Annotated in this window: 23 protein-coding genes; 5 read left to right on the top strand and 18 right to left on the bottom strand. The window is 64.8% G+C overall.

The window, feature by feature from the left end; genetic code table 11:
• Positions 1-3: 3 nt before the first annotated feature.
• Positions 4-1,326 carry a nicotinate phosphoribosyltransferase gene (locus tag H9639_RS09355; protein WP_191807851.1) on the top strand — a complete coding sequence of 441 codons (1,323 nt, stop codon included), beginning with the start codon at positions 4-6 and terminating at the stop codon, positions 1,324-1,326.
• On the top strand, positions 1,323-1,940 hold the full coding sequence (locus H9639_RS09350; RefSeq protein WP_191807793.1) for a nicotinamidase: 618 nt from the start codon (positions 1,323-1,325) through the stop codon (positions 1,938-1,940). The genes H9639_RS09355 and H9639_RS09350 overlap by 4 nt, the downstream gene beginning before the upstream one ends.
• An 81-nt stretch (positions 1,941-2,021) precedes the next feature.
• Here H9639_RS09350 and H9639_RS09345 read toward each other — a convergent pair whose 3' ends face one another.
• The 7 genes from H9639_RS09345 to H9639_RS09315 all read right to left on the bottom strand — a co-directional run bounded on the left by H9639_RS09345 (position 2,022) and on the right by H9639_RS09315 (position 10,972).
• Positions 2,022-3,812: a DEAD/DEAH box helicase gene (locus H9639_RS09345; RefSeq protein ID WP_191807792.1), complete on the bottom strand. Its 1,791-nt coding sequence runs from the start codon at positions 3,810-3,812 to the stop codon at positions 2,022-2,024.
• Positions 3,809-5,224, bottom strand: coding sequence for an MFS transporter (locus H9639_RS09340; RefSeq protein ID WP_191807791.1), 1,416 nt, complete (start codon positions 5,222-5,224; stop codon positions 3,809-3,811). The genes H9639_RS09345 and H9639_RS09340 overlap by 4 nt, the downstream gene beginning before the upstream one ends.
• Positions 5,225-5,290: 66 nt before the next feature.
• Entirely contained in the window at positions 5,291-5,593 is a 303-nt protein-coding gene (locus H9639_RS09335; protein ID WP_191807790.1) for a DUF3039 domain-containing protein, read from the bottom strand.
• 29 nt (positions 5,594-5,622) lie between these two features.
• Positions 5,623-7,197: a transporter gene (locus H9639_RS09330; RefSeq protein WP_191807789.1), complete on the bottom strand. Its 1,575-nt coding sequence runs from the start codon at positions 7,195-7,197 to the stop codon at positions 5,623-5,625.
• Positions 7,179-8,054, bottom strand: a complete 876-nt coding sequence (locus H9639_RS09325; RefSeq protein WP_191807788.1) for an ABC transporter ATP-binding protein — start codon at positions 8,052-8,054, stop codon at positions 7,179-7,181. Before H9639_RS09325 ends, H9639_RS09330 begins: the two co-directional genes overlap by 19 nt.
• A 156-nt stretch (positions 8,055-8,210) precedes the next feature.
• Entirely contained in the window at positions 8,211-9,152 is a 942-nt protein-coding gene (locus H9639_RS09320; protein ID WP_191807787.1) for a tetratricopeptide repeat protein, read from the bottom strand.
• A 110-nt stretch (positions 9,153-9,262) separates the two neighbouring features.
• The gene (locus H9639_RS09315) at positions 9,263-10,972 is read right to left on the bottom strand and encodes a hypothetical protein (RefSeq protein WP_191807786.1); all 1,710 of its coding nucleotides are present in this window, start codon (positions 10,970-10,972) and stop codon (positions 9,263-9,265) included.
• 269 nt (positions 10,973-11,241) lie between these two features.
• Here H9639_RS09315 and H9639_RS09310 point away from each other — a divergent pair, with 269 nt between their 5' ends.
• Positions 11,242-12,546: an AI-2E family transporter gene (locus H9639_RS09310; protein ID WP_191807785.1), complete on the top strand. Its 1,305-nt coding sequence runs from the start codon at positions 11,242-11,244 to the stop codon at positions 12,544-12,546.
• Between the two features lie 12 nt (positions 12,547-12,558).
• On the opposite strand, the gene H9639_RS09305 is transcribed toward H9639_RS09310, so the two are convergent.
• Positions 12,559-12,918, bottom strand: coding sequence for a hypothetical protein (locus H9639_RS09305; RefSeq protein ID WP_191807784.1), 360 nt, complete (start codon positions 12,916-12,918; stop codon positions 12,559-12,561).
• 39 nt (positions 12,919-12,957) lie between these two features.
• On the opposite strand from H9639_RS09305, the gene nucS reads away from it, so the two are divergent.
• Both nucS and H9639_RS09295 read left to right on the top strand, forming a co-directional pair.
• Positions 12,958-13,653, top strand: a complete 696-nt coding sequence (nucS, locus tag H9639_RS09300) for an endonuclease NucS (RefSeq protein ID WP_191807783.1) — start codon at positions 12,958-12,960, stop codon at positions 13,651-13,653.
• 262 nt (positions 13,654-13,915) lie between these two features.
• Positions 13,916-14,119 carry a cold-shock protein gene (locus H9639_RS09295; RefSeq protein ID WP_191807782.1) on the top strand — a complete coding sequence of 68 codons (204 nt, stop codon included), beginning with the start codon at positions 13,916-13,918 and terminating at the stop codon, positions 14,117-14,119.
• Between the two features lie 68 nt (positions 14,120-14,187).
• Here the strand turns inward: H9639_RS09295 and murA are convergent, their stop codons facing one another.
• From murA to atpB, 10 genes are all read right to left on the bottom strand, one after another.
• Positions 14,188-15,453 (bottom strand): UDP-N-acetylglucosamine 1-carboxyvinyltransferase, encoded by a 1,266-nt coding sequence (gene murA, locus H9639_RS09290; protein ID WP_191807781.1) that lies wholly within the window; start codon positions 15,451-15,453, stop codon positions 14,188-14,190.
• 108 nt (positions 15,454-15,561) lie between these two features.
• Positions 15,562-15,990 (bottom strand): DUF2550 domain-containing protein, encoded by a 429-nt coding sequence (locus H9639_RS09285; RefSeq protein WP_191807780.1) that lies wholly within the window; start codon positions 15,988-15,990, stop codon positions 15,562-15,564.
• A gap of 9 nt (positions 15,991-15,999) precedes the next feature.
• Complete coding sequence (locus H9639_RS09280) at positions 16,000-16,293, bottom strand: F0F1 ATP synthase subunit epsilon (RefSeq protein WP_066295459.1); 294 nt, start codon at positions 16,291-16,293, stop codon at positions 16,000-16,002.
• A gap of 5 nt (positions 16,294-16,298) precedes the next feature.
• Positions 16,299-17,762, bottom strand: coding sequence for a F0F1 ATP synthase subunit beta (atpD, locus tag H9639_RS09275; protein ID WP_191747174.1), 1,464 nt, complete (start codon positions 17,760-17,762; stop codon positions 16,299-16,301).
• 76 nt (positions 17,763-17,838) lie between these two features.
• Complete coding sequence (locus tag H9639_RS09270; RefSeq protein WP_191747173.1) at positions 17,839-18,732, bottom strand: F0F1 ATP synthase subunit gamma; 894 nt, start codon at positions 18,730-18,732, stop codon at positions 17,839-17,841.
• A 97-nt stretch (positions 18,733-18,829) separates the two neighbouring features.
• A complete protein-coding gene (atpA, locus tag H9639_RS09265) occupies positions 18,830-20,467 on the bottom strand; it encodes a F0F1 ATP synthase subunit alpha (RefSeq protein WP_191747172.1) in 1,638 nt (545 codons plus the stop codon).
• A gap of 101 nt (positions 20,468-20,568) precedes the next feature.
• Positions 20,569-21,384, bottom strand: coding sequence for a F0F1 ATP synthase subunit delta (locus tag H9639_RS09260; RefSeq protein ID WP_191807779.1), 816 nt, complete (start codon positions 21,382-21,384; stop codon positions 20,569-20,571).
• A complete protein-coding gene (locus H9639_RS09255) occupies positions 21,384-21,935 on the bottom strand; it encodes a F0F1 ATP synthase subunit B (RefSeq protein WP_191807778.1) in 552 nt (183 codons plus the stop codon). Before H9639_RS09255 ends, H9639_RS09260 begins: the two co-directional genes overlap by 1 nt.
• 44 nt (positions 21,936-21,979) lie before the next feature.
• Entirely contained in the window at positions 21,980-22,195 is a 216-nt protein-coding gene (gene atpE, locus H9639_RS09250) for an ATP synthase F0 subunit C (RefSeq protein ID WP_191807777.1), read from the bottom strand.
• Between the two features lie 72 nt (positions 22,196-22,267).
• Positions 22,268-23,074, bottom strand: a complete 807-nt coding sequence (atpB, locus tag H9639_RS09245; protein ID WP_191807776.1) for a F0F1 ATP synthase subunit A — start codon at positions 23,072-23,074, stop codon at positions 22,268-22,270.
• Positions 23,075-23,223: the final 149 nt, after the last annotated feature.

The raw sequence follows: 23,223 nt of genomic DNA, 5'->3' as shown, positions 1-23,223 counted from the left end.
CCCATGCCGTGGCAGCACCCCAATACTGCCCTGTACACCGACCATTACGAGCTCACGATGCTCCAGGCCGCGCTTCACGCCGGCACCGCCGACCGAAGGTCAGTCTTCGAAGCCTTCGCGCGCAAGCTGCCCGACGGGCGCCGCTACGGCATCGTGGCCGGAACCGGACGCCTGCTGGAGGCACTGCCCCACTTCCGCTTCGAGGAGGCGCAGCTGGAGTTCCTGGGCGCCACCGGGGTGGTGGATGACCGGACCCTCGCCTGGCTGGCGGACTTCAGGTTCACCGGCAGCATTCATGGCTACGCCGAGGGCGAGGCCTACTTCCCCGGCTCCCCCATCCTGCAGGTGGAGGCCAGCTTCGGCGAAGCCTGCATCCTGGAAACCCTGATCCTCTCCATCCTCAACCATGACAGCGCCATTGCCTCCGCCGCGTCGCGGATGAGCCGGGCGGCCCGCGGACGGCCGTGCATCGAGATGGGCTCCCGCCGCACGCATGAGGAAAGCGCTGTCGCCGCGGCCCGTGCCGCAGTGATTGCGGGCTTCGACAGCAGCTCCAACCTGGAAGCCGGACGGCGCTACGGGGTGAAGACGGTTGGCACGGCCGCGCACTCCTTCACGCTGCTGCACGACTCCGAGGTTGCCGCGTTTGAGGCGCAGACCGCTTCCCTTGGACTTGGCACTTCACTGCTGGTGGACACATACGACGTCGAACAAGGGGTCCGCAACGCCGTCGCCGTGGCGGGCAACAAGCTGGGAGGCGTCCGGCTGGACTCAGGTGACCTGGTCACCCAGGCCCAGTGGGTCCGTGAGCTCCTGGATGACCTCGGCAACACCTCAACCCGGATTATGGTGACGTCGGACCTGGACGAGTACGCGATTGCTGCGCTGGCTTCCGCTCCGGTGGATGCTTACGGAGTGGGCACTTCGCTGGTGACCGGTTCCGGAGCGCCCACTGCGGGCCTGGTGTACAAACTCGTGAGCCGTGAAGGCACGGACGGCAACTTCGTCTCGGTGGCCAAGGCGGCCAAGAACAAGGCCTCCCTGGGCGGACGCAAGTATGCCCTGCGCCGGCTGGACTCCCGCGGACGGGCCACCGCCGAAGTGGTGGGCGTCGGCGCCCAGCCCGCCGATGACGGCAACGACCGCGAACTGCTGACCACATTCGTTTCCGGCGGTACTATCCAGGAGAGCTGGACCGGCCCCGCCGCCGTCGTCCGTGCCCGGCAGCGCCACGATGCCTCGCTGGCGGAACTCCCGCCTTCTGCGCACCGGCTGCAGCGCGGGGAGCCTGTAATCCCGACCGAATTTGAGGAGGAAACCCGATGACCCGTGCACTGATAGTGGTTGACGTCCAAAACGACTTCTGCGAAGGCGGCAGCCTTGCTGTTCCCGGGGGAACTGATGCCGCGGGTGAAATCAGCGACTACATCGAGTCCTCCCGGGACCGGTACAGCGCCGTGGTTGCCACCCAGGACTGGCACATCGAACCGGGCAGCCACTTCTCCGACAATCCGAACTTCCGCGATTCCTGGCCGGTGCACTGCGTGGCCGGCACCCACGGAGCGGCGCTGAACCCGGACCTGGACACGGAATTCATCGATGCCTACTTCCGCAAAGGCCAGTACGAGGCCGCCTACTCGGGTTTCGAGGGTGTGCTCGCACCGGACGTGGAAGTCCCGCTCGGTGAACCCGACGCCGAACCGGTCAGGGACGCCGACTCCGTCAGCCTTGATGACTGGCTGCGGGATAACGGCGTCGACGAAGTGGTGATCGTGGGCCTGGCGACCGATTACTGCGTCAAGGCCACCGCGCTCGACGCCGTGGCCGCCGGCTACGACACCGCCGTCATCCCCGAGCTGTGCCGCGGCCTGGACCGGGTCGATGTACGCGCCGCGCTCGACGAACTCGAGGACGCCGGCGTCGAACTGCTGGACCTGTAACCCGGCCGGCTGCCGCCAGTCTCCCGGAACGCGAAGTGCCCGTTTGAGAAATCAAACGGGCACTTTCGCGTTCCGGGACGGCTATTTACGGCCGATGAACCAGTCCTGCAGCTTGTCCAGCCGCTTCTGCAGCTGTTCCTCATTGGCCTGGGCGACGGCGGGGCCGCCGCAGATCCGGCGCAGCTCGCTGTGCACCATACCGTGCGGCATGCCGGAGCGGGCCGACCATGCGGAAACGTTCTTCGCCAGCTGGCCGCGCAGCTCGGTAAGGTGCCGGTGATCCACCACTGACGGCGGCTCTTCCGGCACTGCCTCCTCGGGCTTTCGCCGGCCGCGCCGGGAGAGCTGTTCGTGCTGGCGCTGGCGCAGCAGCGTGGTCACCTGGTCCGGGTCCAGCAGCCCGGGAATACCGAGGAAGTCCTGCTCCTCCTCGCTGCCCAGCTCGCCGCCGGTGCCGAATTCGCCGCCGTCGAACAACACCCGGTCAAAGGACGCCTGCGACTCCAAGGCCTCGAACTTCTGCTTCTGCAGCTCCCCGGAGGCTTTTTCCTCCCGGTTTGCCGCTTCCATCAGCGAGTCATCGAGGCCGAATCCCTCTTCCTCGAGGTGGTTCTCCGGCCGGTCCAGGGCATGGTCCCGCGCGACTTCCATTTCATTGGCCAGGATCATGAGGTTCGGCACGGAAGGCAGGAACACCGAGGCGGTTTCTCCGCGCTTGCGGGCGCGCACGAACCGGCCGATGGCCTGGGCGAAGAACAGGGGTGTCGCCGTCGAGGTGGCGTACACACCCACCGCGAGGCGCGGAACGTCCACACCTTCGGAGACCATGCGCACAGCCACCATCCAGCGCTGGGTTCCGGAGGAAAACTCATCAATCTTGTCTGAGGCCTTGGCATCGTCGGAGAGGATCACCGTGGGAGATTCTCCCGTGATCTTCTTCAACTGGCCGGCGTACGCCCTGGCGTCCTCGTGGTCCGTGGCGATCACCATGGCGCCGGCGTCCGGGACGGTCCGCCGGACTTCGCTCAGCCGCCGGTCCGCGGCGGCCAGCACCGCCGGTATCCATTCCCCGGTCGGGTTGAGGGCCGTGCGCCAGGCATGGGCGGTGATGTCCTTGGTAACGGCGGCTTCGCCGAGCGACGCCGCCATTTCCTCGCCTGCACTGGTCCGCCACCGCATGTGTCCGGAGTAGGCCATAAACATCACGGGCCGGACCACATGGTCCTTCAGCGCCTGGCCGTAACCGTAGGTGTAGTCGGCCTTGGAACGGCGGATACCGGCGCCGTCCTCCTGATATTCGACGAACGGAATCGGAGCCGTGTCAGAACGGAACGGGGTTCCCGTCAGGGAGAGCCGCTTGGTGGCCGGTTCGAACGCCTCGCGGATACCGTCGCCCCAGGACAGGGCGTCACCGCCGTGGTGGATTTCGTCCAGGATCACCAGGGTCCGGGCAGCTTCGGTCTTGGCGCGGTGCAGCATGGGTTTGCTCGCCACCTGGGCATAGGTCACCGCCACCCCGATGAACCCGTGGCCATGCCGGCCATCGGCGTTCTTGAAGTTGGGGTCCAGGGCCAGGCCCACCCGGGCAGCCGCGTCAGCCCACTGCCGTTTGAGGTGGTCGGTGGGCGCGACGACGGTGATCCGGTTGACGATGCCCCGGTCCACGAGTTCCGTGGCGACCCGGAGCGCGAAGGTTGTTTTACCGGCGCCGGGGGTCGCGACGGCGAGAAAGTCGCTGTCATTCTTGGCGAAGTATTTTTCCAGTGCTTCGGCCTGCCACTGCCGCAGCTTAGGGGCTGTTCCCCAGGCCGCCCGTTCAGGGTAGGCAGGGGGCAGGGCTGTTCCGCCGCCGAAAAGGGTATCGGGACTCACTCTTGGGAAGGCACCTTTCCGGTACTTGGTCTAACAATTGCACTGCGGATACCCGCTGCTGTTCCAAGGACGGCAAAGCCGGCCAGGAACAGCCACATCACGGCGAAGGAGGTTCCTTCCTGCGCCGTTCCAGGCGGCGTCAGGACCGCAAACAGGGCCCCGCCCACCGTGGTGCCTGCCACGGCCCCCACCTGGTCAGAGAGCTGCAGGGAAGCCGAATTCCGCCCACGGTCCGCCGCCGAGGAGACGTCCAGGACCATCACGGACGTGCTGGACAAAGCCGCACCCATAGCCACGCCGGCCAGTGACCAGACCAGCACGAGCACCCAGAACGGAGCCTGGGCTCCGGCCAGCAGACCGGTTCCGCCAACCGCCAGGGCCAGGAGTCCGGACCCGGCTGCCAGCAGCAGGTACCGTCTCCGGGTGACCCGGGCCTGAACGAAGGATCCAATGGCCCAGCCTACCGCGCCGACCGTCAGGGCAATTCCAGCCGTGGCCGGACTCACCCCGTAGACAGCCAGCAGCATGACCGGCATAAAGGCTTCGGCAGCCACAAACGCCGCGTTGATCAGCCCGCGTGTCGCCACGACGGACGGCAGTCCCCGCCGCAGCCAAAGAGTGCCCGCCGGAAGCAGCGCCGCAAGCGCCGCCACAGAGGCCACGATCCCGGCTGCGGTGGCCGCGGCGGCCAGCAGGGAGCCGGTTGCGGCCACCGTGTTGCCGGCCCATTGGGCCACGAAGACGCCGGCAGCCAGGAAAACGCCCCACAGGCCGCGCCGCCTGCCCAGCGCGCGGTCCAGGGCAGGGTTTTCCGGGGCGCCCAGGTGCCGCACCCGGGGCCAGACCAGTGCCGCGGCCACCAGCACAATGGGGATCGCGGCGGCGAAGACCCAGCGCCAGCTCAGGTACTGGGCCAGCAGGCCTGCTGCCAGCGGGCCAATCATGGAGGGAAGGATCCAGGCGGCCGACACCCAGCCGAACACCATGGGCTGCAGCTTCGAGGGGTACACCTCGCCGATGATCACATAGAGCGCCACAACCATGGCGCCGCTGCCCAGACCGGAGACTGCCCTGCCCGCGGTTACCTGCCAGAACTCCCCCGCCACGGAAGACATGACCAGTCCCGCGACGAGCAGGGCCATGCCTGCCACCAGCGGCCGGCGCGGCCCCTCGGCGTCGCACCTTGACCCGGCCAGGACGGAACCCAGCAGGGACGCGGTGAGGAACATGGAGAACGCCAGGCCGTAACCTGCTCCGGCGCCCAGCTCCTGCGCAACCACAGGCATTGCCGTGGTGACGGCCATCGCTTCGAAGGCCGCACACGTCACGATCGCAATCACACCCAGGGTGAGCGGACGGTAGGCGGAGGACATGGCACCCGCAGGCCGGCCCTCGGGCAGGGGATCACTCATGAAGGCATCGGGACTTACTGCCGTCGCTCAGGTTCGACGGCGACGAAGGGCAACAGGGAGGGGCGGCTACTTGTCGCCGGAGTCCTTCCCGGGGCGGAGGCCTTCGTAAATTTCCTTGCACTCGGGGCAGACCGGGAACTTCTTGGGATCCCGGCCCGGCGTCCAGACCTTGCCGCAGAGGGCGATCACGGGCTCACCTGTGAGGGCGGACTCCATAATCTTTTCCTTGCGGACGTAGTGCGAGAACCGTTCGGCGTCGCCCGGTTCAACCAGTTCGCGCTGCTCTTCGCGTTCAATGACGGCGGTGGAGGAACCGCTGTCCGACCGGCGCATTGGATCGGATTCGGAAGGATCAGGAGGCAGAGTCATAATCCCATCTTAGTACCCGGCCCTCCCGGCTATTTATTGACTGAAACAGCCAGCAGCACTTCGGGTCCACGCTGATCCAGCCAGCGCCCGCCCACCCGGATTCCCGCCACGAGCAGCACTGATCCGAGCACGGTTCCGACCGCCAGGGTGACCCATCCCCAGACCTGCCCGGCACCGAATGCATAAGCTAGGGCCGGGGCGAGGAGCGGCAGGGCCAGCACCAGCTGAGCCAGCAGCCACAGACCCTGGGCGAGCATGGTGCGGCCAGCCGATCCGGGAGGGGTTTTGAACGCGTTCTCCCCCGGCAGCGGAACATTGTACGTATAGCGGGCGGAGAAGACGCTGGAGAGTCCGAGCCCGCTCAGCAGCAGCCCGAGGGACAGCCCCAGCAGCACCGGGATAGCCCCCGGCCGGCCGACAACCAGCGCAGGAAGCACCGCGGCCAGGATGGTTGCCGGGAGGGCAAACACCGCGCAGGCAATCGCCCGGCCGGCCCGGTCCGCCGCCCCGCTCACGCCGGCAGAGAGGTGCAGGGCGAAGGCGGTGTTGTCATAGCTGATGTCCGCGGAAATACCGAAGGCCAGCAGGAAGGCCACCAAGGGGCCCAGCATCAGTACCACCGGCGGCAGGTCCTCACCGGTTTGGACCGCAAAGATCAGCACAGCGGCCAGGACCGGAACAACAATCAGGGAGATGCTGTAGCGCGGGTCGCGGAGCCAGTAGGTCAGCGCACGGGCAGCGACGGCGCCCGTGGGGGTTGCCGGGAACCGGTTGAAGAGTCCGAGCCTGCCAGCGCCCTTCCGGGAGGCAGCGTTGTGCGCCGGCGTGACGAGGGCACGCTGCAGCAGGGTCTTCCAGGCCCAGGCGGCGAGGACGAGGAAGAGCAGCGAGATGGCGAAGCGTGCGGCTGCGGCACCCGGGCTGCCGAGGGCAATATCTCCCGGTACGGCCCAGACCGCGCCCAGAGGCGTCCAGGCCAGAACATCCGCGAGCCTGCCCAGGAAATCACCCGACTCCGAGATCCCGGTGGCCACAAATCCGAAGATGGGTCCGAGCAGGATCAGCGGAATGATCGCCACCATGCCTGAAATGTCTTTGAACCGGCGGGAACTCGCCAGGGATGTCGTGGCGGCCACCGCAAGCCGGGCCAGCACCACGCAGGTCAGGACGGCAACAGCAGCAGCCGGAATGCCGGCGAGGACAGCGGCAGGGTGCTGCCACCAGGACGCAGCCTGCACCAGGGCCGCCAACAGCGTGACGATCCCGGGGATGCCGATCAGTGAGCCGAGCGCCAGCCCGGTGATCATCTGCCGCATGGGAATCGCGAAGGTGACGAACCGCGCCGGGTCCAGTGTCATGTCGACGCCGGTCGCCACGATGGGAATGATCATCCAGCCGAGCACGGCGGCCGATCCGCCCAGGATGACCAGTGTGCGGGCCAGCGCGGGATCCGTGAGATTCAGGTAGAACAGTCCGCCCATCAGCAGGGTCAACATGCCGAGGCCGTACAGCGCGCCGAAAATGATGCCCACCAGCTGCCACGGACTGCGGCGCAGGGAATTGCGCAGCAGGAGAAGTTTGAGTCTTAGGAGGTGCGCAACCATGCCAGCCCTTCCGAGGTGCTGCGTCCGCCAACCAGCTCGACGAAGGTTTCCTCCAGGCTGCGCCCGGCACGGACCTCATCAACCGTTCCGGCAGCGAGGACGTTCCCGCCTGCCACCACCGCAACGTGGTCGCACATCCGCTGGACCAGGTCCATAACATGGCTGGAGACAATGACGGTGCCGCCGGAGGATACGTAACTCGAGAGAATGTCCCGGATGTTGGCTGCGGAGACCGGGTCCACTGCCTCGAACGGTTCGTCCAGAACAAGGAGCCGGGGCGCGTGGATAAGCGCCGAAGCCAGGGAGATCTTCTTGGTCATGCCTGCGGAGTAATCCACCACCAGGGTTCCGGCGTCGGCCGTCAGGTCCAGGGCCGCCAGGAGGTCCGCAACCCGTGAGGCCACGGTTTCCCGGTCCATTCCGCGCAGGAGCCCGGCATAGGTGACCAGCTGCTCGCCGGTCAGGCGGTCGAAGAGGCGCACGCCGTCGGGCAGGACGCCCATGATGCGTTTGGCTTCAATCGGGTGGGCCCAAACATCCACACCGTGTACCCAGACCTGGCCGTAGTCGGGCCGCATCAATCCGGTGGCCATGGACAGAGCGGTGGTTTTGCCGGCTCCATTGGGACCGACCAGCCCGTAGAAGGATCCTGCGGGTACGTCGAGATTGATCCCGTTCACCGCGATCTTTTCGCCGAAACGCTTGGCCAGTCCGCGGATGGCCAGCGCAGGGGCCTGGGTCTGTGCCGGGGCCCCTCCGGGGGTGCCCGGGGCAGCCTGCGGCGGGGCTGCCGCGGACTGCACCGGCAGGTTGTCCGGACCATTCTGGTGGGTGGGACGCTCGGGTGTCTCGCTCATAGCTGTAACGCTAGCAACTCTGACCCCGCGCGGCCTCCGCCTTGTGAACTAAATTCCCGGCCGCCGCCGCGCACCGCACCCGCCGTGCGGACTAGGCCCGTGCTGCGTTCTGCACTCCGGCGGATTCCGGAGCGCAGAACGGGCAGCAGCGAAGATTTAGAAGAGGGCGCGTGCCAGCGCGGACCGTGCTTTCGTGACCCGGGGGTCGGAGCTCCCGACAATCTCGAAGAGATCCAGCAGGCGCAGGCGTACCCGTTCCCGGTCCTCCCCCGCGGTGCGCGCAATGAGCCGGATCAACCGGTTGAAGGCATCCTCGACGTGCCCGCCGGAAAGATCCAGGTCCGCTACCTGGAGCTGGGCGTCCACATTCTCCGGCTGGTCTGCAGCTGCGGTGCGGACGGCGTCGGCGTCAGCGCCCTTGAGCCGCTGCATCAGTTCCACCTGGGCCAGGCCGGCCTTGGCTTCAGCGTCTGCCGGCTGCTCGGCCAGTGCCTGCCGGTAGGCGGCAGCCGCGGCGTCGTAGTCTCCCGCAACGATCGCGTCGTAGGCCTCCTGGTGCAGCGGGGGCAGGGGCGCTTCCTCCTGAGCTGCCTCGCCGGCTCCGTCGGCCAGGGAACCGTTAACCCCGTTGGCCTCTGCTACCTGCATCAGCTCGTTCAGGAGCGCATGGATCTGCTCGGCGGGAACGGCCCGGTCTAGGAGAGGGACGGGCTGGCCCTTGACGACGGCGGCGACGGTCGGCACGGAAACCGCCTGGAAGGCCTGGGCAATCTGGGGATACGCGTCGGCGTCAACGTTGGCCACCAGCAGCTTTCCGCCGCGGGCAGCTGCTTCCTGCTGCAGGACAGCTGTCACCTGGGCGGATTCCGGGCTGCGGGCGGAATACATGTTCACGATGACCGGGACGGTGGCCGAGAGCTGAACAACCTGCGGGAAGGACTGTTCACTCACCTCGATCACATACGCGGCAGCTTCTCCGGCACCGGACGCCGCTGTGGGCGGCGGAGCGCTGGCCTTTGCCTTGAGTGCGGAGAGGTCCACAGCCCCCCGAAGATTCATTGACGGTGACGGCGCGGAACGGTGGTTCGGTGTGCTCATGCCCTCAACCCTAGTACGGCGATGCCGCCCCGGAGCAAGTGCGCCGCCTTAACGACGGCGGTGCCGCGGCAGAAGCTGCCGCGGCACCGTTTCGTGGTCCTATCAGTGAATTACTTGAGCGTGGCCGAGAGCAGTTCCTGGGCTGCGCCGACAACCTCTGCCTGGTCCGCACTTCCGGCCGGCGGGAGGTAAAGCATCACGGCTTCACCGTGCGTGACATCAATTCCGGCTTCCGTGTTTTTCTGGCCGGTGAGGGTCTCATAGATCGTGCCCTCCAGGTTGATCGAGTCCCCTGCCTCACGCGGAACGCTTGAATAGCTGTGGGACATGTATCCGAAGACAATCGCCCCGCCGTCTGCTGTCCGCAGTGCCCGGGTATCCGAGGGGACCGGGGTGTGCTTGAACGTGATCGCGGCGAACTCGTTGTCCGGGTTGGTGGTGACATTCGTCTGGAACGTGGTGACCGCTTCCGCGAAGCTGTTCGAGGCGAACGCGTCCTTGTTGGCTCCGTCCGGGTTGGTCAGGGCGTCTGCCAGGGCATCAACGGCGCCCTGCGGGGACATGCTCAGCCCCTCGGAGGAATCAGCTGCGACGGCGGAGACACCGGTGCCGTTGGCCGGCGGCTGCGGGAAGGTGGTGCCGGGCAGCATCTGGATTGCGGAGACCAGCTTGTAGTTCTCCCGCGGGGACGCCTGAACCAGCATCAGTGCCTGCGGCACGGTGTTGTCCTGTCCCTGCGTCACGGCGACGACGGTCCGGGGGAACCCTGTTCCAGAGGAAACCATGTCCGTCAGAAGCGGGGACGCGGCGACGGCGGCGGGAGCCTTGGTGTCCGGGGCCTTGGCCGCTGTGGCGTAGTTGGCCTCGCGCAGGGCGAGGGCGGTGGACGCAGCGCGGTCCTTCAGTACGGTGGCGTCCCGGGCTGCATCGGCCTTCTGCACCGTTCCGGCCACATTGCCCAGGATCCGGGTCAGCTGGCTGTCCAAAACCACCGGACGGGATTCCTCGGCAGACTCCTGCTGCGTGGCCGAAGCGGCAGCGGGTACCAGGGCTATGGCCAGTCCCCCTGCCAGCGCTGCGGCGAGGACTCCGGCCAGACCCTGGCGGGCGGGGCCCGTCACGCTGAACTTCGCGGCACCGGCACTCTGGGCGGGTCCGGCGACGGTTTTCTGTGCTGCGGTGTCTGATTCGCGGACGGCGCGGCGGCTTCCGGGAGCGGCCGGCGTTCCCCCGCCTGTGCGGGCCATAAACGCCAGGGCCAGGCCAAGCACAGCAATGAGCGCGCCGGCGATGATCAGCGGAACGGCAAGGGGCGTGCCTTCGTCATTGGCCCAGCTGACCGCGATATCTGTCGGTGCCGGGGCGGTTCCGTCAGTGGCAATCAGGATCGAGAACTCGCCCTCTGCCGGTTCGGTCCATGTGTAGGAGAGCTCCCCCTTCGCGGTTTCCTCGCTGATCCACAGGTCCGAGCCTGCCGGGTTAGGGACCGTGGCCTCCCCCTCGGTGGAATCGGCGGTGAGTGAATCATCCGCGCCGGCGCTGATGCGCGTCACCGCCGCATCGCCGACCCAGGCGTCAACATCCGCCGCCCGTCCGACGGCCAGGAAAACCCCCTCTTCGGAACGGATGGTGACCTCTGCGCCATCCGTATGCGAGGCCAGCAGGCTTGCATCGAGGACGGCGACCGGGGACGTGCCCGAGCCGGCGGGGGCCTGCGCCGTAACGGTCTCGGGAGGTGCCCAGAATGTACGCTGGCCGATTCCGACCAGCATCATCAGCACTCCGAGCACGATCAGCGGGACTGCAATTTTGTTTCGCACAACTTACCTATCGTCGTTCACGGTCCTCCGCGCGCCTCCAGGCAGCGGTGACGGGACTACCGGGCCCCATGGATACCGTCATGGCGGTTGGTTTATAACCCTATGGTAACGAAATCCGGTAAAGAACACATTTTAGCGTCCTGCCCCCATGTCAGCGTACGGCAGCGGGCCTGCGCCCCGGCCGGGCCTCTGACTGATAATCTGGCGCCGCAGCACAGCTTGGAATCTGACCAAACCAGCCACCACGGAATGCAGGGAGAAAGAAACTGATGAGCGAGGACGATCGGGATCTGCCCGTCGACGAGCCACTCCCCGCACCCGGAGCAGATGCGCCCGGCCGGCCCAGATCCGCCGGTTCCCGCTTTCAGCAGCTGCTGGCCCACGTGCCCGGGGCCCGGCCGCGCCCGCGCTTCGATGTCCCGCCGGAGGATGGAGACCAGGGCCGCATACCGGCACCCGCGGTTGATGAGGACGCGGAGCTCTCCGACGAACGGCGCCGGTTCAGCGGCGCTCCGGCGCCTTTCACCGGTGGCCGCGGCCCGGAGGGGCATCCGATCCGGTTCGGCTTTATGTTCACTGTCGGTGTCGGCTTCGCACTGCTGCTGTTCTTCATCGTGACCAATGTGGGTGAACTGCTGGTCTGGATTGGTGCCGCACTTTTCATCGCCCTGGGCCTTGACCCCGTGGTCCGCTGGCTCAGTGCGCGGGGAGTTCCGCGGCCGGCCGGGATCGCCCTCACTGTCCTGCTGGTGGCCAGCGCGGTGGGCGGGTTCTTCGCCACCCTGATCCCCACGATCGTCAGCCAGACCACCGAGATCATCAACGCGGCTCCGGGCTATGTGGACCGGTTCCTCTCCTCGGACTTCTTCGTGTCCGTGGAGCAGCAGTTCCAAATCCGCGAACGAGTGGATGAGGAAGTGCAGAAATTCTTCTCCAATGCCGATGCGGTGGGCGGAATCTTCGGCGGTGTGCTCAGCGTCGGCTCGGTGATCGCCAACGGACTCTTTGGCGCCCTGATCATTCTGGTGCTGACCCTTTACTTCCTGGCCTCACTGCCGTCCATGAAGAAGTGGGCCTACCGGCTGGCGCCGCGCAGCCGCCGCCGCCGGGTGGAAGCGCTCTCGGAGGAAATCACCGGCAGTGTCGGCAACTACGTGATTGGCCAGGGCTTCGTAGCGCTCCTGGACGCCCTCTACGCCTTTGTCATCATGACTATTACGGGGGTGCCGTTCTCGGTGCTGCTGGCCTTCGTCGTGGCGCTGCTGGCGTTCATCCCCCTGGTCGGCCCGCCGATAGCCCTGGTTCTGGTGTCCCTGGTGGCGCTGACGGCCAGCTGGCAGACGGCGGTGGTCTTCGCCATCCTGTACATGGCCTACCTGCAGTTCGAGGCCTACTTCGTCTCCCCGCGGGTGATGCAGCGCGCCGTGGCGGTCCCCGGCGCAGTGGCTGTCATCGCCGTTATCGCCGGCGGATCACTGCTTGGTGTCCTCGGCGCCCTGATTGCCATTCCGACGGCGGCAGCCGTGCTGCTGCTGATGAAGGAAGTTGTCATCGCCCAGCAGGACAGGCGCTAGTCGGAACCCTCTTCAGCGGCGCCGGCCGGCACCTGGACGGATCTGCCAGCAGCGGGTGTGCCAGTGCCGGCGGTCCTCCACCGCCGTCTGCCGCCCCAGCAGAGAATCCTCCTGCCATACGACCAGGTGCTCGGTGCCGGGCGGGATAATCTGCCCGCACCCGGGGCAGCGGTAGTCCTTGGCTGCGTTCCGCGCCGTGATGCGGCGCACCGACCACTCGCCGTCGGCGGCGCTCTGACGTTCCGGCAGCCCAACCCGTGCCCGGTCCAGATCAATGTCCGGGGCGGGTGCCGCCCATTTGCGGCGGGCGTTGCGTCCGGCAGCCGTGGCAGAGGCCGGCAGCCGGCGGCGGGGCTGGTTGGAGCGGGGCATAAAACCATCTTGCCGCAGCGGAGCCGGTAAAGTGCAACTGTGCGTTTAGTGATAGCCCGCTGCTCTGTTGACTACATCGGCCGCCTCCGTGCCCATCTGCCCCTGGCTACCCGCCTTCTTATGGTGAAGGCGGACGGCTCCGTCCTGATCCATTCCGACGGCGGCTCCTACAAACCGCTGAACTGGATGAGTCCGCCGGCGACCCTGCGTATTACCGAACCGGGTGCCGACGATGCCGAGGCCGGCGTCGTCGAAATCTGGAACGTCCAAAGCGCCAAAACCGACGACAAACTCGTGATCAGTGTCTATGAGCATCTTTCGGACGTTGCGCATGACCTGGGGACAGATCCCGGCCTGATCAAGGACGGCGTGGAGGCTGACCTCCAGCGCCTGCTGGCCGAACAGATCACGAAGCTGGGTGAGGGTTACACACTGATCCGCCGGGAGTACATGACGGCGATCGGTCCGGTGGACATCCTGGCCCGCGACGCCACCGGGGCCACTGTTGCGGTCGAGCTGAAGCGCCGCGGCGACATTGACGGTGTGGAACAGCTGACCCGGTATCTGGAACTGCTTAACCGTGATCCGCTGCTGGCTCCCGTCCGCGGCGTTTTTGCGGCCCAGCAGATCAAGCCGCAGGCGAAGGTTCTCGCCGCCGACCGGGGCATCGACTGCCTCACCCTGGACTATGACGAAATGCGCGGCGTGGACGACAGCGCTTCGCGCCTGTTTTAACCGCAATACTGCCCGCTGCCGGGGAAAGTTATCCGCCCAAAGATTCTGCTAAATTTTTCGCCGAATCCGTTGACGGGTGTTAAGCCGTATGTAACGCTATAGGCAGTCTTTGTGTAGGTGTATTTTCATGCTCGCAAGACGGTTGCGAGCGTGAAGCTCCTGTAGGAACTGCCGTCCGGCAGGGAACCTGGACTTCCCGCTTCGGTCACAACCACAGGCACGCGGTGTGCCGGTTAAGTTCCAGCAATAAAGGAGACAGGCAATGGCACAGGGAACCGTAAAATGGTTTAACGCCGAAAAGGGTTTCGGCTTCATTACTCCGGATGATTCCGATGGAGACGTTTTCGTCCACTACTCGGAAATCCAGTCGAACGGGTTCAAGACCCTCGACGAAAACCAGCGCGTTCAGTTCGAGATCGGCCAGGGCGCCAAGGGCCCCCAGGCCACCGGCGTTACCGCCGTCTAAACTTTTCGCACACTAAAGGCGGGAACCATTTGGTTCCCGCCTTTAGTGTTTCTTCCCGCCGCCGAAAACTAACTCCGGCGCCGCATAACGTTGGCACCGAGCCCGCGCAGGCTCTCCATAAAACGCTCATAGCCGCGGTCGATGTGGTCCACCCCGCGGACCTCCGTGGTTCCTTCAGCCGCCAGACCGGCAATCACCAGGGCAGCGCCGGCCCGGATGTCGTTGGCTTCCACCGGGGCGCCGGACAGCCGCGGCACGCCCTGGATCAGGGCATGGTGTCCGTCGAGCCGGACCACTGCCCCCAGCCGTGCCAGCTCCGAAGTGAATCCCCAGCGGGCTTCAAAAACGTTCTCGGTCACCATGCCAGAGCCGGTGGACACAGCGTTAAGTGCCACAACGAAGGGCTGCAGATCCGTGGGGAAACCCGGGTACGGCAGGGTGGACACGTTGATCGGTTCCGGACGGGACGGACCCTTGACGGTAAAACCGTCCTCTGCGAGTTCAACCGCGCAACCGGCCTGCACCAGCTTGTCCAGGACGACTGTCAACGCTCCCGGATCCGCGCGGCGCACTTCGATGCTGCCGCCGGTGACCGCGGCAGCGAAGGCCCAGGTGCCGGCGACGATGCGGTCCGGCACCACCCGGTGTTCCACCGGAGTGAGTTTTTCCACGCCTTCAATCGTCAGCGTGTTGGTCCCGAGGCCGCTGATCCTGGCACCCATTGCATTGAGCATTTCGGCGATGTCGGTAATTTCCGGTTCCCGTGCCGCGTTGTCGATCACGGTGGTGCCGCGGGCCAGCGTGGCCGCCATCATGATGTTCTCCGTGGCGCCCACCGACGGGAAGTCAAGGATGTGCCGGGCTCCCTGCAGTCCCTGCGGAACCGAGGCTACGAGATAGCCGTGGTCGATGGTGATGGTGGTTCCCATGGCCTCGAGCCCGGCCCGGTGCATATCGAGCCCGCGCGACCCAATGGCATCGCCGCCCGGCAGCGCCACTTCGGCACGCCTGCACCGTGCCACCAGGGGTCCCAGCACGGAGATGGACGCACGCATGGCGCGCACCAGATCGTAGTCGGCCTGATGCCCCGGGACGTCGGGGACCTCAATCCGCACCTCGCCGGCATCGGCGTCGTAGTCCACCGCGCAGCCCAGCCGGCGGAGCAGTTCGGCCATGATCCAGACGTCCTGAATGTTTGGCACATTCGTGATGGTGGAGCGTCCCTCGGCCAGCAGCGTAGCTGCCATGAGTTTCAGTACGCTGTTCTTCGCCCCGGGGACTGTCACCGAGCCGTTGAGCGTGCAGGGACCGGTGACAACAATGACGTCTTCCATCCCTCCATACTAGGACGCGGCACTCCCCCGCCATGCACTCAGGGAGGATACGCCGAAGGCGCAGGGATCAATTTCCCTGCGCCTTCGTGCGTTCCAAGAACCGGGCGGCTAGCGCCAGGTACCGATACCAATCACCGGTCCGGCCTCCAGCCAGGAGGACAGGCCCGTGTAGACCTCGTACTTCATCGCGATCAGCAGTTCCCGCCCCTCGTACTCGAGCGTTACCACCAGAGCACCCGGCTGGATCCGGGCCCGCTCAGCCTCTGTGGGCTGGCGCCACCCCTTGATTTCCAGGGAGCTCCGGAGGAACCGGTACGGCGGGCGCGGACTCAGCGAGAGCAGGCGAAGCCACTCAAGATGGGTGTCCGTATAACGGCAAACCCCCATCCGCCACCCGCCGGGCGGGAGGCAAATGGAGGCGTCAAAGGTACCCAGGGTACGCCGCAGCTGTGTGCGGCGTACCCAGAAAAGTGCCGTTGCCAGGGCCAGCAGAGCGAAGAGCGCTGCCAGTGCAAGGAACACGTAGGTACTGTCCATTGGTTAGGGTCAGCGGGTCCCAGCGTTGGCTGCGTCGTTCAACTGCGCGTTATCCGCGACAATGACCACGCGGTTGCTGTCAACGGAGAAGAAACCGCCGTCGACCCCAACCGTGATCCGGCTGCCGGACACCGGCTCGATGGCCAGCTCGCCTTCGGCCAGGATCGCCAGCACCGGAGAGTGGCCGGGAAGGATCCCGATTTCGCCGTCCGCGGTGCGTGCCTTGACCATCTTCGCCGCACCGGACCACACAAAGTGATCTGCCGCGACAATTTCGACTTCGAGTTCAGCAGTTTCAGCCATGGGGCTTACTTCCCGGTCTGCTCTTGGATCTTCGCCCACTGACGCTCGACATCATCCATGCCGCCGACGTTGAAGAACGCCTGCTCGGCGATGTGGTCAACGTCGCCGTCGCAGATGGCCTTGAAGCCTTCGATGGTGTCCTTGATGGAAACCGTCGAACCTTCGACGCCGGTGAACTGCTTGGCGGTGTAGGTGTTCTGCGACAGGAACTGCTGGATGCGGCGTGCACGGGCGACGACGATCTTGTCTTCTTCGCCCAGTTCGTCAATGCCGAGGATGGCAATGATGTCCTGCAGTTCCTTGTTCTTCTGGAGGATCTGCTTGACGCGGACAGCCGTATCGTAGTGCAGCTGGCCAACGTACTGCGGGTCGAGGATACGCGACGTCGAGGTCAGCGGATCCACGGCCGGGTACAGACCGCGGGACGCGATTTCACGGGAAAGTTCCGTGGTGGCGTCCAGGTGCGCGAACGTGGTGGCCGGAGCCGGGTCGGTGTAGTCATCAGCCGGGACGTAGATGGCCTGCATCGACGTAATGGAGTGGCCCTTGGTCGAGGTGATGCGCTCCTGCAGGAGACCCATCTCATCGGCAAGGTTCGGCTGGTAACCCACGGCGGAAGGCATGCGGCCCAGCAGGGTCGACACCTCGGAACCGGCCTGGGTGAAGCGGAAGATGTTGTCGATGAAGAGCAGCACGTCCTGGTTCTGCACATCGCGGAAGTACTCCGCCATGGTCAGAGCGGACAGGGCCACGCGCAGACGCGTTCCCGGCGGTTCATCCATCTGGCCGAATACAAGGGCCGTGTCCTTCAGGACGTTGGCTTCTTCCATTTCAACCCAGAGGTCGTTGCCCTCACGGGTACGCTCGCCGACACCGGCGAACACGGACGTACCACCGAAGTTGCGGGCAACACGGGTGATCATTTCCTGGATCAGAACGGTCTTGCCAACACCGGCACCACCGAACAGACCAATCTTTCCGCCCTTGATGTACGGGGTCAGAAGGTCGATGACCTTGATGCCGGTCTCCAGCATCTCGGTCGAGCCCTCAAGGTCCGCGAAGTTCGGGGCCTTGCGGTGGATCGGCCAGCGCTCGGTGATTTCCAGCTGCTCTTCGGGAACATCCAGGGGCTCGCCCAGGACGTTGAAGATGTGGCCCTTGACGCCGTCGCCAACCGGCACGGAGATCGGAGCACCGGTGTCGGTAACGGCAGCTCCGCGGACCAGGCCGTCGGTGGCCTGCAGGGAGATGGCGCGTACGAGGTTGTCGCCCAGGTGCTGCGAGGTCTCGAACGTGATGGTCTTGGTCTCACCGTTGAGCGTCAGCTCAGTGGTAAGCGCGTTGTAAATGGTGGGGATTGCGTCAGCCGGGAATTCGACGTCGACAACCGGGCCAATGACACGGGCGATACGGCCTGTGGCGCCCGGTGCTACGGAGGTTGCTCCGTGCTCGGCAGTTTGGGCAGTCATCTCTCTCACTTCACTCAGTTAGATGGCGTGTGGGCTAAGTTTTTGCTGGTGGACCTCTTGGTCCGTGACCTGCGGGCTAGGAAGCGCTGAGCGCGTCCGCACCTGCCACGATCTCGGAGAGTTCCTGGGTGATTTCGGCCTGACGGGCGTTATTGCGAAGTCGCGTGTACTTCTTAATAAGGTCGGAGGCGTTGTCCCCTGCGGACTTCATGGCACGCTGGCGGGCTGCGAGCTCGGAAGCGGCGGCCTGGAGCATTGCTGCGAAGATGCGCGACTCGATGTAGCGCGGCAGCAGGGCATCCAGGACCTTCTCCGGCTCGGGCTCGTACTCGTAGAGGGGCAGGAGCTCGGTTTCAGCGCCTGCTTCTTCTTCGACAACTTCCAGCGGCAGGAGCCGGATGACCCCAGGTTCCTGGACAACCATGGACTTGAAGCGCGTGAACACGATGTGGATTTCATCCACGCCGCCGTCTTCGTAGGCCGTATTGAAGTCATCGAGGAGTGCTTTGCCGATTTCCCGGGCAGTCTCAAACTCGGGCGCATCCGTACCGCCGGTCCACACGCGCTCATAAGCACGGTCACGGAAGTCGTAGTACGCCTGGGCCTTGCGTCCAACCAGGTAGGTCTTGATTTCTTTGCCCTCTTCACGGAGCAATTCATTCAGTGATTCGCTCTGCTTCAGGACGCCTGCGGAGTACGACCCGGCAAGACCACGGTCGGAAGTCATAACGACCACTGCCGCCCGGCGGATCTGCTCCGGTTCGGTCGTCAGCGGGTGATCGATCTCCGACTGGGACGCCACAGCAGAAACGGCACGGGTGATCGCGTTGGAATAAGGCAGCGCCGCGGCTACGCGGGTGCGGGCCTTTCCAATGCGAGAGGCAGCAATCAGCTCCATCGCCTTGAAGATCTTCTGCATCGACGTGGTCGAGGCGATCTTCTGGCGGTAGACCCGAATTTGGGCTCCCATACTTTTCCTTTCGGTTCCTAGTGTTTTGAACTAGGGGCTACGGCAAGGGGCAGCGGTGCCGCGGCCGGCGGGAACCGGCCGCGGAACCTGGAAGCCGCTAGCGCTTCTGCTTGACGATCTTTTCCTGGTCGACTGCATCCCCGTCCAGAGCCGCAGCTTCCTCGTGTCCGGCGGCAACCATGCGGTTGTCACCTTCGCCGAAGAAACCCTGCTTGAAGTCGGTGATAAGGGTCTTGAGTTCGTCCACCGTGGAATCTTCGAGCTTGTTGGTCTCAGCCAGAACGGTGAGGACCTTCGAAGAGTGGCGGACGTGGTCAAGGAACTCGGCTTCGAAGCGGCGGACATCTTCCACCGGAACGTCGTCGAGGTAACCGTTGGTGCCGGCCCAGATGGACACAACCTGGTCTTCGACCGGGAAGGGTGCGTACTGGCCCTGCTTCAGCAGTTCCATCAGGCGTGCGCCGCGGGTCAGCTGCTGGCGGGAAGCCGCATCCAGGTCCGAGGCAAACATGGCGAATGCCTGCATGTCGCGGTACTGGGCCAGTTCCAGCTTCAAGGTACCGGAGACCTTCTTCATCGCCTTCTGCTGGGCGGCACCGCCAACGCGGGACACCGAGATACCGACGTCCACTGCGGGGCGCTGGTTGGCGTTGAAGAGGTCCGACTGCAGGAAGATCTGGCCGTCGGTGATGGAGATGACGTTGGTCGGGATGTAGGCCGAGACGTCGTTTGCCTTGGTTTCGATGATCGGCAGGCCGGTCATCGAGCCTGCGCCGAGCTCGTCGGAGAGCTTTGCGCAACGCTCCAGCAGGCGGGAGTGCAAGTAGAAAACGTCGCCCGGGTAGGCTTCGCGTCCCGGCGGGCGGCGCAGCAGCAGCGACACTGCACGGTAGGCTTCGGCCTGCTTCGACAGATCATCAAAGATGATCAGAACGTGCTTGCCGCCGTACATCCAGTGCTGGCCGATAGCCGAGCCGGCGTACGGTGCCAGGTACTTGAAGCCTGCGGGGTCGGACGCCGGGGAGGCCACGATCGTGGTGTACTCCATGGCGCCGGCATCTTCGAGGGTCCGCTTGATCTCAGCGATCGTGGACGCCTTCTGGCCGATGGCCACGTAGATGCAGCGCACCTGCTTGTTGGTGTCGCCCGAGGCCCAGTTGGCCCGCTGGTTCAGGATGGTGTCGACGGCGAGGGCAGTCTTGCCCGTCTTGCGGTCACCAATGATCAGCTGGCGCTGGCCGCGGCCGACCGGGATCATCGCGTCGATAGCCTTCAGGCCGGTCTGAAGCGGTTCGTGAACCGACTTACGCTGGGTAACGCCCGGCGCCTGGAGTTCCAGGGCACGGCGGGCTTCCGCCTGGATCGGTCCCATGTCATCCATGGGCTCACCCAGGGGATCGACGACGCGGCCCAGGAAGGCATCCCCGACGGGGACGGACAGGACTTCACCGGTGCGGTGAACTTCCTGGCCTTCTTCGATGCCGCCAAAATCGCCAAGCACAACGACGCCGATTTCACGGGTGTCGAGGTTCTGGGCCAGGCCCAGCGTGCCGTCCTCAAACCGAAGCAGCTCGTTCGCCATCACGGAGGGCAGGCCCTCCACACGGGCAATGCCGTCGCTGGCGGTGGTTACGCGGCCAACTTCAACGCGCTCTGCGTTTCCGGGTTCGTAGGACGCCGCAAATTCATTCAACGCATTACGGACGTCGTCGGCGTTGATGGTCAATTCGGCCATCTGCAGTCCCTGCTCTCCTATGTTGTGATCATCGCTTGGTGCCGATGACCTTCGATTGGTTCTCAAATGTTTCTCATGGCCCGCCTGCGCCATAAAGGTGGCTAAACGGCGAGCTTCCGGCGCAGTTCCGACAGGCGGGTCACCACGGTGGAATCGACGACTTCATCGCCCACCGTAACCCGGATGCCGCCAACGATCGAGGGATCGACGGTTGCGTTGATCTTCAGCTCGCGGCCGTACAGGGCGTTCAAGGACGCCTGCAGCCGGGCGCGCTGCTCCTCGGTCAGGGGAAGGCTGGTCCGGACCTCCGCGATCCACCGCTGCTGCCGTCCGGCGACCAGTTCCAGGAACCGGGTGACCAGTGCAGTGGGGCGGAGTCCGCGGGGAGCGGTAACAGCCTGCCGGATCAATACCTGTGATGCCTCGGATGCACCGGGTACCAGCTTCAGTGCCAGCGCCGCCTTGGCCTCCGCGCTTGACTGCGGGTTGGACAGCGCGCGCTGCACGTCATGGTTGGACGCCACGGTCTCGTTGAAACGGAAGAGGTCGCCCTCCAGTTCCTCAAGGCCGGAAAGTCCCGGTCCCTTGTTTTCCGCGACCGCGGAGACAACCGTTGCAGCCAGGGTTTCCAGAGCGTCCCCGAGGTCACGCGGTGCGCGCCAGCGGGATTCAACCAATGAAGCAACAATCTGTTCGGCGTCGGCCGAAACCTTGCCGCCGACCAGTGTGGAGACCAGGGCTGCCTTCTCTTGTCCATTCCGAGCCGGATCAGTCAGGGCCCGAAGCAGGCCGGTCTGGCCGTCCAGCAGGCCCAGGATGCCAAAGAGTTCCTCAGCCAGACCAAGGGTCGCGTGCGGAAGCCGTGCTTCCAACTGACCCTGGGCTGCTGCCAGTGACTCGCTCGATATACCTGCCATTACTGAACCGCACCCGCGTTCTGCGAGGTTTCCAGCTCATCGAGGAAACGGTCGACAACGCGTGCCGAGCGGGCATCGTCCGCGAGGGACTCCCCGACGATCTTGCTTGCCAGTTCCGTCGCCAGGGCGCCAACTTCGCTGCGGAGCGAGACAACTGCTGCCTGGCGCTCTGCTTCGATGGTGACCTGGGACTGTTCCATGATGCGTGCTGACTCAGCGGCTGCCTTAGCCTTCAGGTCGGCGAGAATCTGAGCGCCTTCAGAGCGCGCTTCCTCACGGATCCGGTTGGCTTCGGTGCGTGCGTCAATCAGCTGCTGCTTGTACTCGTCCAGGGCTGCACTGGCTTCCGCCTGCGCTGCCTCGGCCTTGGCAAGTCCGCCTTCGATGGCCTCGGTACGCTCTGCAAACGTCTTCTCGAACATCGGGACGACGAACTTGACGACGATAAACATCAGCACGGCGAAGCCAAGCAGTGTTACCAGGATCTCCCAGATGTTTGGGACCAGAGGATTAGCGCCTTCTTCAGCGGCGAGGATAAGTGCCTCGTTCATTTCTCATCCGTCCTATCTACTTGGTAGGGAAAAACGCGCTGAAGTTAGAGGACGAACGCGAAAACCAGACCAAGGATGGCGAGGGCTTCGGTCAGGGCCAGGCCCAGGAACGCGATCGGCTGCAGAACACGCTGAGCTTCAGGCTGGCGTGCAACGCCGTTGATGTAAGCAGCGAAGACCAGACCCACGCCGATGGCGCCGCCGATGGCGGAGAGGCCGTAGCCGACGAGGTTGATGTTGCCGTTGATTTCACCAATCATTTTGGCTTGTTCCTTTCAAGATGCCCGCAGGCAGGTTGTTGGTTCAGGGGGTTCCCCTGGGGAGGGGAGGCTTTAGTGTTCCGCAGCTGCGATGGAGCCTTGGATGTAGATCGCGGTCAGCAGGGTAAAGACATAGGCCTGCAGGACCTGGATCAGAACTTCGAACAAGAACATTGCGACGCCGCCGACCAGGGTCAGGACACCGAGGGGCTTGAGCAGTCCTTCAGCTTCCAGCAGCAGGAACTCGGTGCCGGCAGCGGAGAGCATGATGATCAGGTGGCCTGAGAGCATCGTTGCGAAGAGACGGAGGCTGTGCGTTATCGGCCGGACCAGGAAGGTCGAGATGATTTCGATCAGGACTACCAGCGGCAGGATCGCAATCGGAACACCGGACGGAACGGTTGCGTACTTGAAGTACTTGATGCCGTGCTTCTTGATGCCCAGGATGATCCACGTGAAGTAAACAATCGCTGCAAGCGCATACGCCGTACCAACGTGCGAGGTGGTGGGCAGCTGTGCCAGCGGGATGCTGCCCCACAGGTTGTTGATCAGGATAAAGAAGAAGAGCGAGAACAGCAGCGGAGTGTAGGGACGGAAGTCCTTTTCACCGATGATGTCGCGGCCGATCGAGTTCCGGACGAAGTTGTAGCTCGCTTCGCCCAGGAACTGCAGCCGGCCCGGGACCATCTGTCCCTTGCGTGCTGCGACTATGAAGAACCATCCGAGAATGACGACCGAGATGAGGATAAGCAGCATCTGCTTTCCAAACCCGTCTCCGTACGGGGCGCCCCAGGGGAGGATCTCAGGGAGGTGCATGTCTTCGAGGGTGGGTGGAACAAATCCCTCTTCATTGGCGGCGGGAAGCGCAAGCGCGATCAACGCGTTTCCTCTCTGCTGTGTCCATCGTTGGGCATTTCATTGGCGGGCACATGGCTCATGCACCCGTGTACTAAGTTTTGTGACATTAATGTCTCTAACCCTCATCCGGCCGTTTTCCACCCTTGGGCGGTAGTGGCTTGGTGGAAGTG

The sequence above is a fragment of the Arthrobacter gallicola genome (assembly GCF_014836775.1).
In the GTDB taxonomy this organism is placed as follows: Bacteria; Actinomycetota; Actinomycetes; order Actinomycetales; family Micrococcaceae; genus Arthrobacter_B; species Arthrobacter_B gallicola.
This window is presented reverse-complemented; position numbering and strand designations above follow the sequence as displayed.

Bases quoted from the DNA above. Each gene is read 5' to 3' on its own strand.
- atpD (WP_191747174.1), bottom strand. From the start codon at position 17,762: ATGACTGCCCAAACTGCCGAGCACGGAGCAACCTCCGTAGCACCGGGC.
- H9639_RS09295 (WP_191807782.1), top strand. From the start codon at position 13,916: ATGGCACAGGGAACCGTAAAATGGTTTAACGCCGAAAAGGGTTTCGGC.
- H9639_RS09330 (WP_191807789.1), bottom strand. From the start codon at position 7,197: ATGGTTGCGCACCTCCTAAGACTCAAACTTCTCCTGCTGCGCAATTCC.
- H9639_RS09285 (WP_191807780.1), bottom strand. From the start codon at position 15,990: ATGGACAGTACCTACGTGTTCCTTGCACTGGCAGCGCTCTTCGCTCTG.
- H9639_RS09280 (WP_066295459.1), bottom strand. From the start codon at position 16,293: ATGGCTGAAACTGCTGAACTCGAAGTCGAAATTGTCGCGGCAGATCAC.
- H9639_RS09310 (WP_191807785.1), top strand. From the start codon at position 11,242: ATGAGCGAGGACGATCGGGATCTGCCCGTCGACGAGCCACTCCCCGCA.
- atpE (WP_191807777.1), bottom strand. From the start codon at position 22,195: ATGATTGGTGAAATCAACGGCAACATCAACCTCGTCGGCTACGGCCTC.
- H9639_RS09260 (WP_191807779.1), bottom strand. From the start codon at position 21,384: ATGGCAGGTATATCGAGCGAGTCACTGGCAGCAGCCCAGGGTCAGTTG.
- H9639_RS09320 (WP_191807787.1), bottom strand. From the start codon at position 9,152: ATGAGCACACCGAACCACCGTTCCGCGCCGTCACCGTCAATGAATCTT.
- H9639_RS09270 (WP_191747173.1), bottom strand. From the start codon at position 18,732: ATGGGAGCCCAAATTCGGGTCTACCGCCAGAAGATCGCCTCGACCACG.
- H9639_RS09305 (WP_191807784.1), bottom strand. From the start codon at position 12,918: ATGCCCCGCTCCAACCAGCCCCGCCGCCGGCTGCCGGCCTCTGCCACG.
- H9639_RS09340 (WP_191807791.1), bottom strand. From the start codon at position 5,224: ATGAGTGATCCCCTGCCCGAGGGCCGGCCTGCGGGTGCCATGTCCTCC.
- H9639_RS09255 (WP_191807778.1), bottom strand. From the start codon at position 21,935: ATGAACGAGGCACTTATCCTCGCCGCTGAAGAAGGCGCTAATCCTCTG.
- atpA (WP_191747172.1), bottom strand. From the start codon at position 20,467: ATGGCCGAATTGACCATCAACGCCGACGACGTCCGTAATGCGTTGAAT.
- H9639_RS09325 (WP_191807788.1), bottom strand. From the start codon at position 8,054: ATGAGCGAGACACCCGAGCGTCCCACCCACCAGAATGGTCCGGACAAC.
- H9639_RS09350 (WP_191807793.1), top strand. From the start codon at position 1,323: ATGACCCGTGCACTGATAGTGGTTGACGTCCAAAACGACTTCTGCGAA.
- murA (WP_191807781.1), bottom strand. From the start codon at position 15,453: ATGGAAGACGTCATTGTTGTCACCGGTCCCTGCACGCTCAACGGCTCG.
- H9639_RS09355 (WP_191807851.1), top strand. From the start codon at position 4: ATGCCGTGGCAGCACCCCAATACTGCCCTGTACACCGACCATTACGAG.
- H9639_RS09335 (WP_191807790.1), bottom strand. From the start codon at position 5,593: ATGACTCTGCCTCCTGATCCTTCCGAATCCGATCCAATGCGCCGGTCG.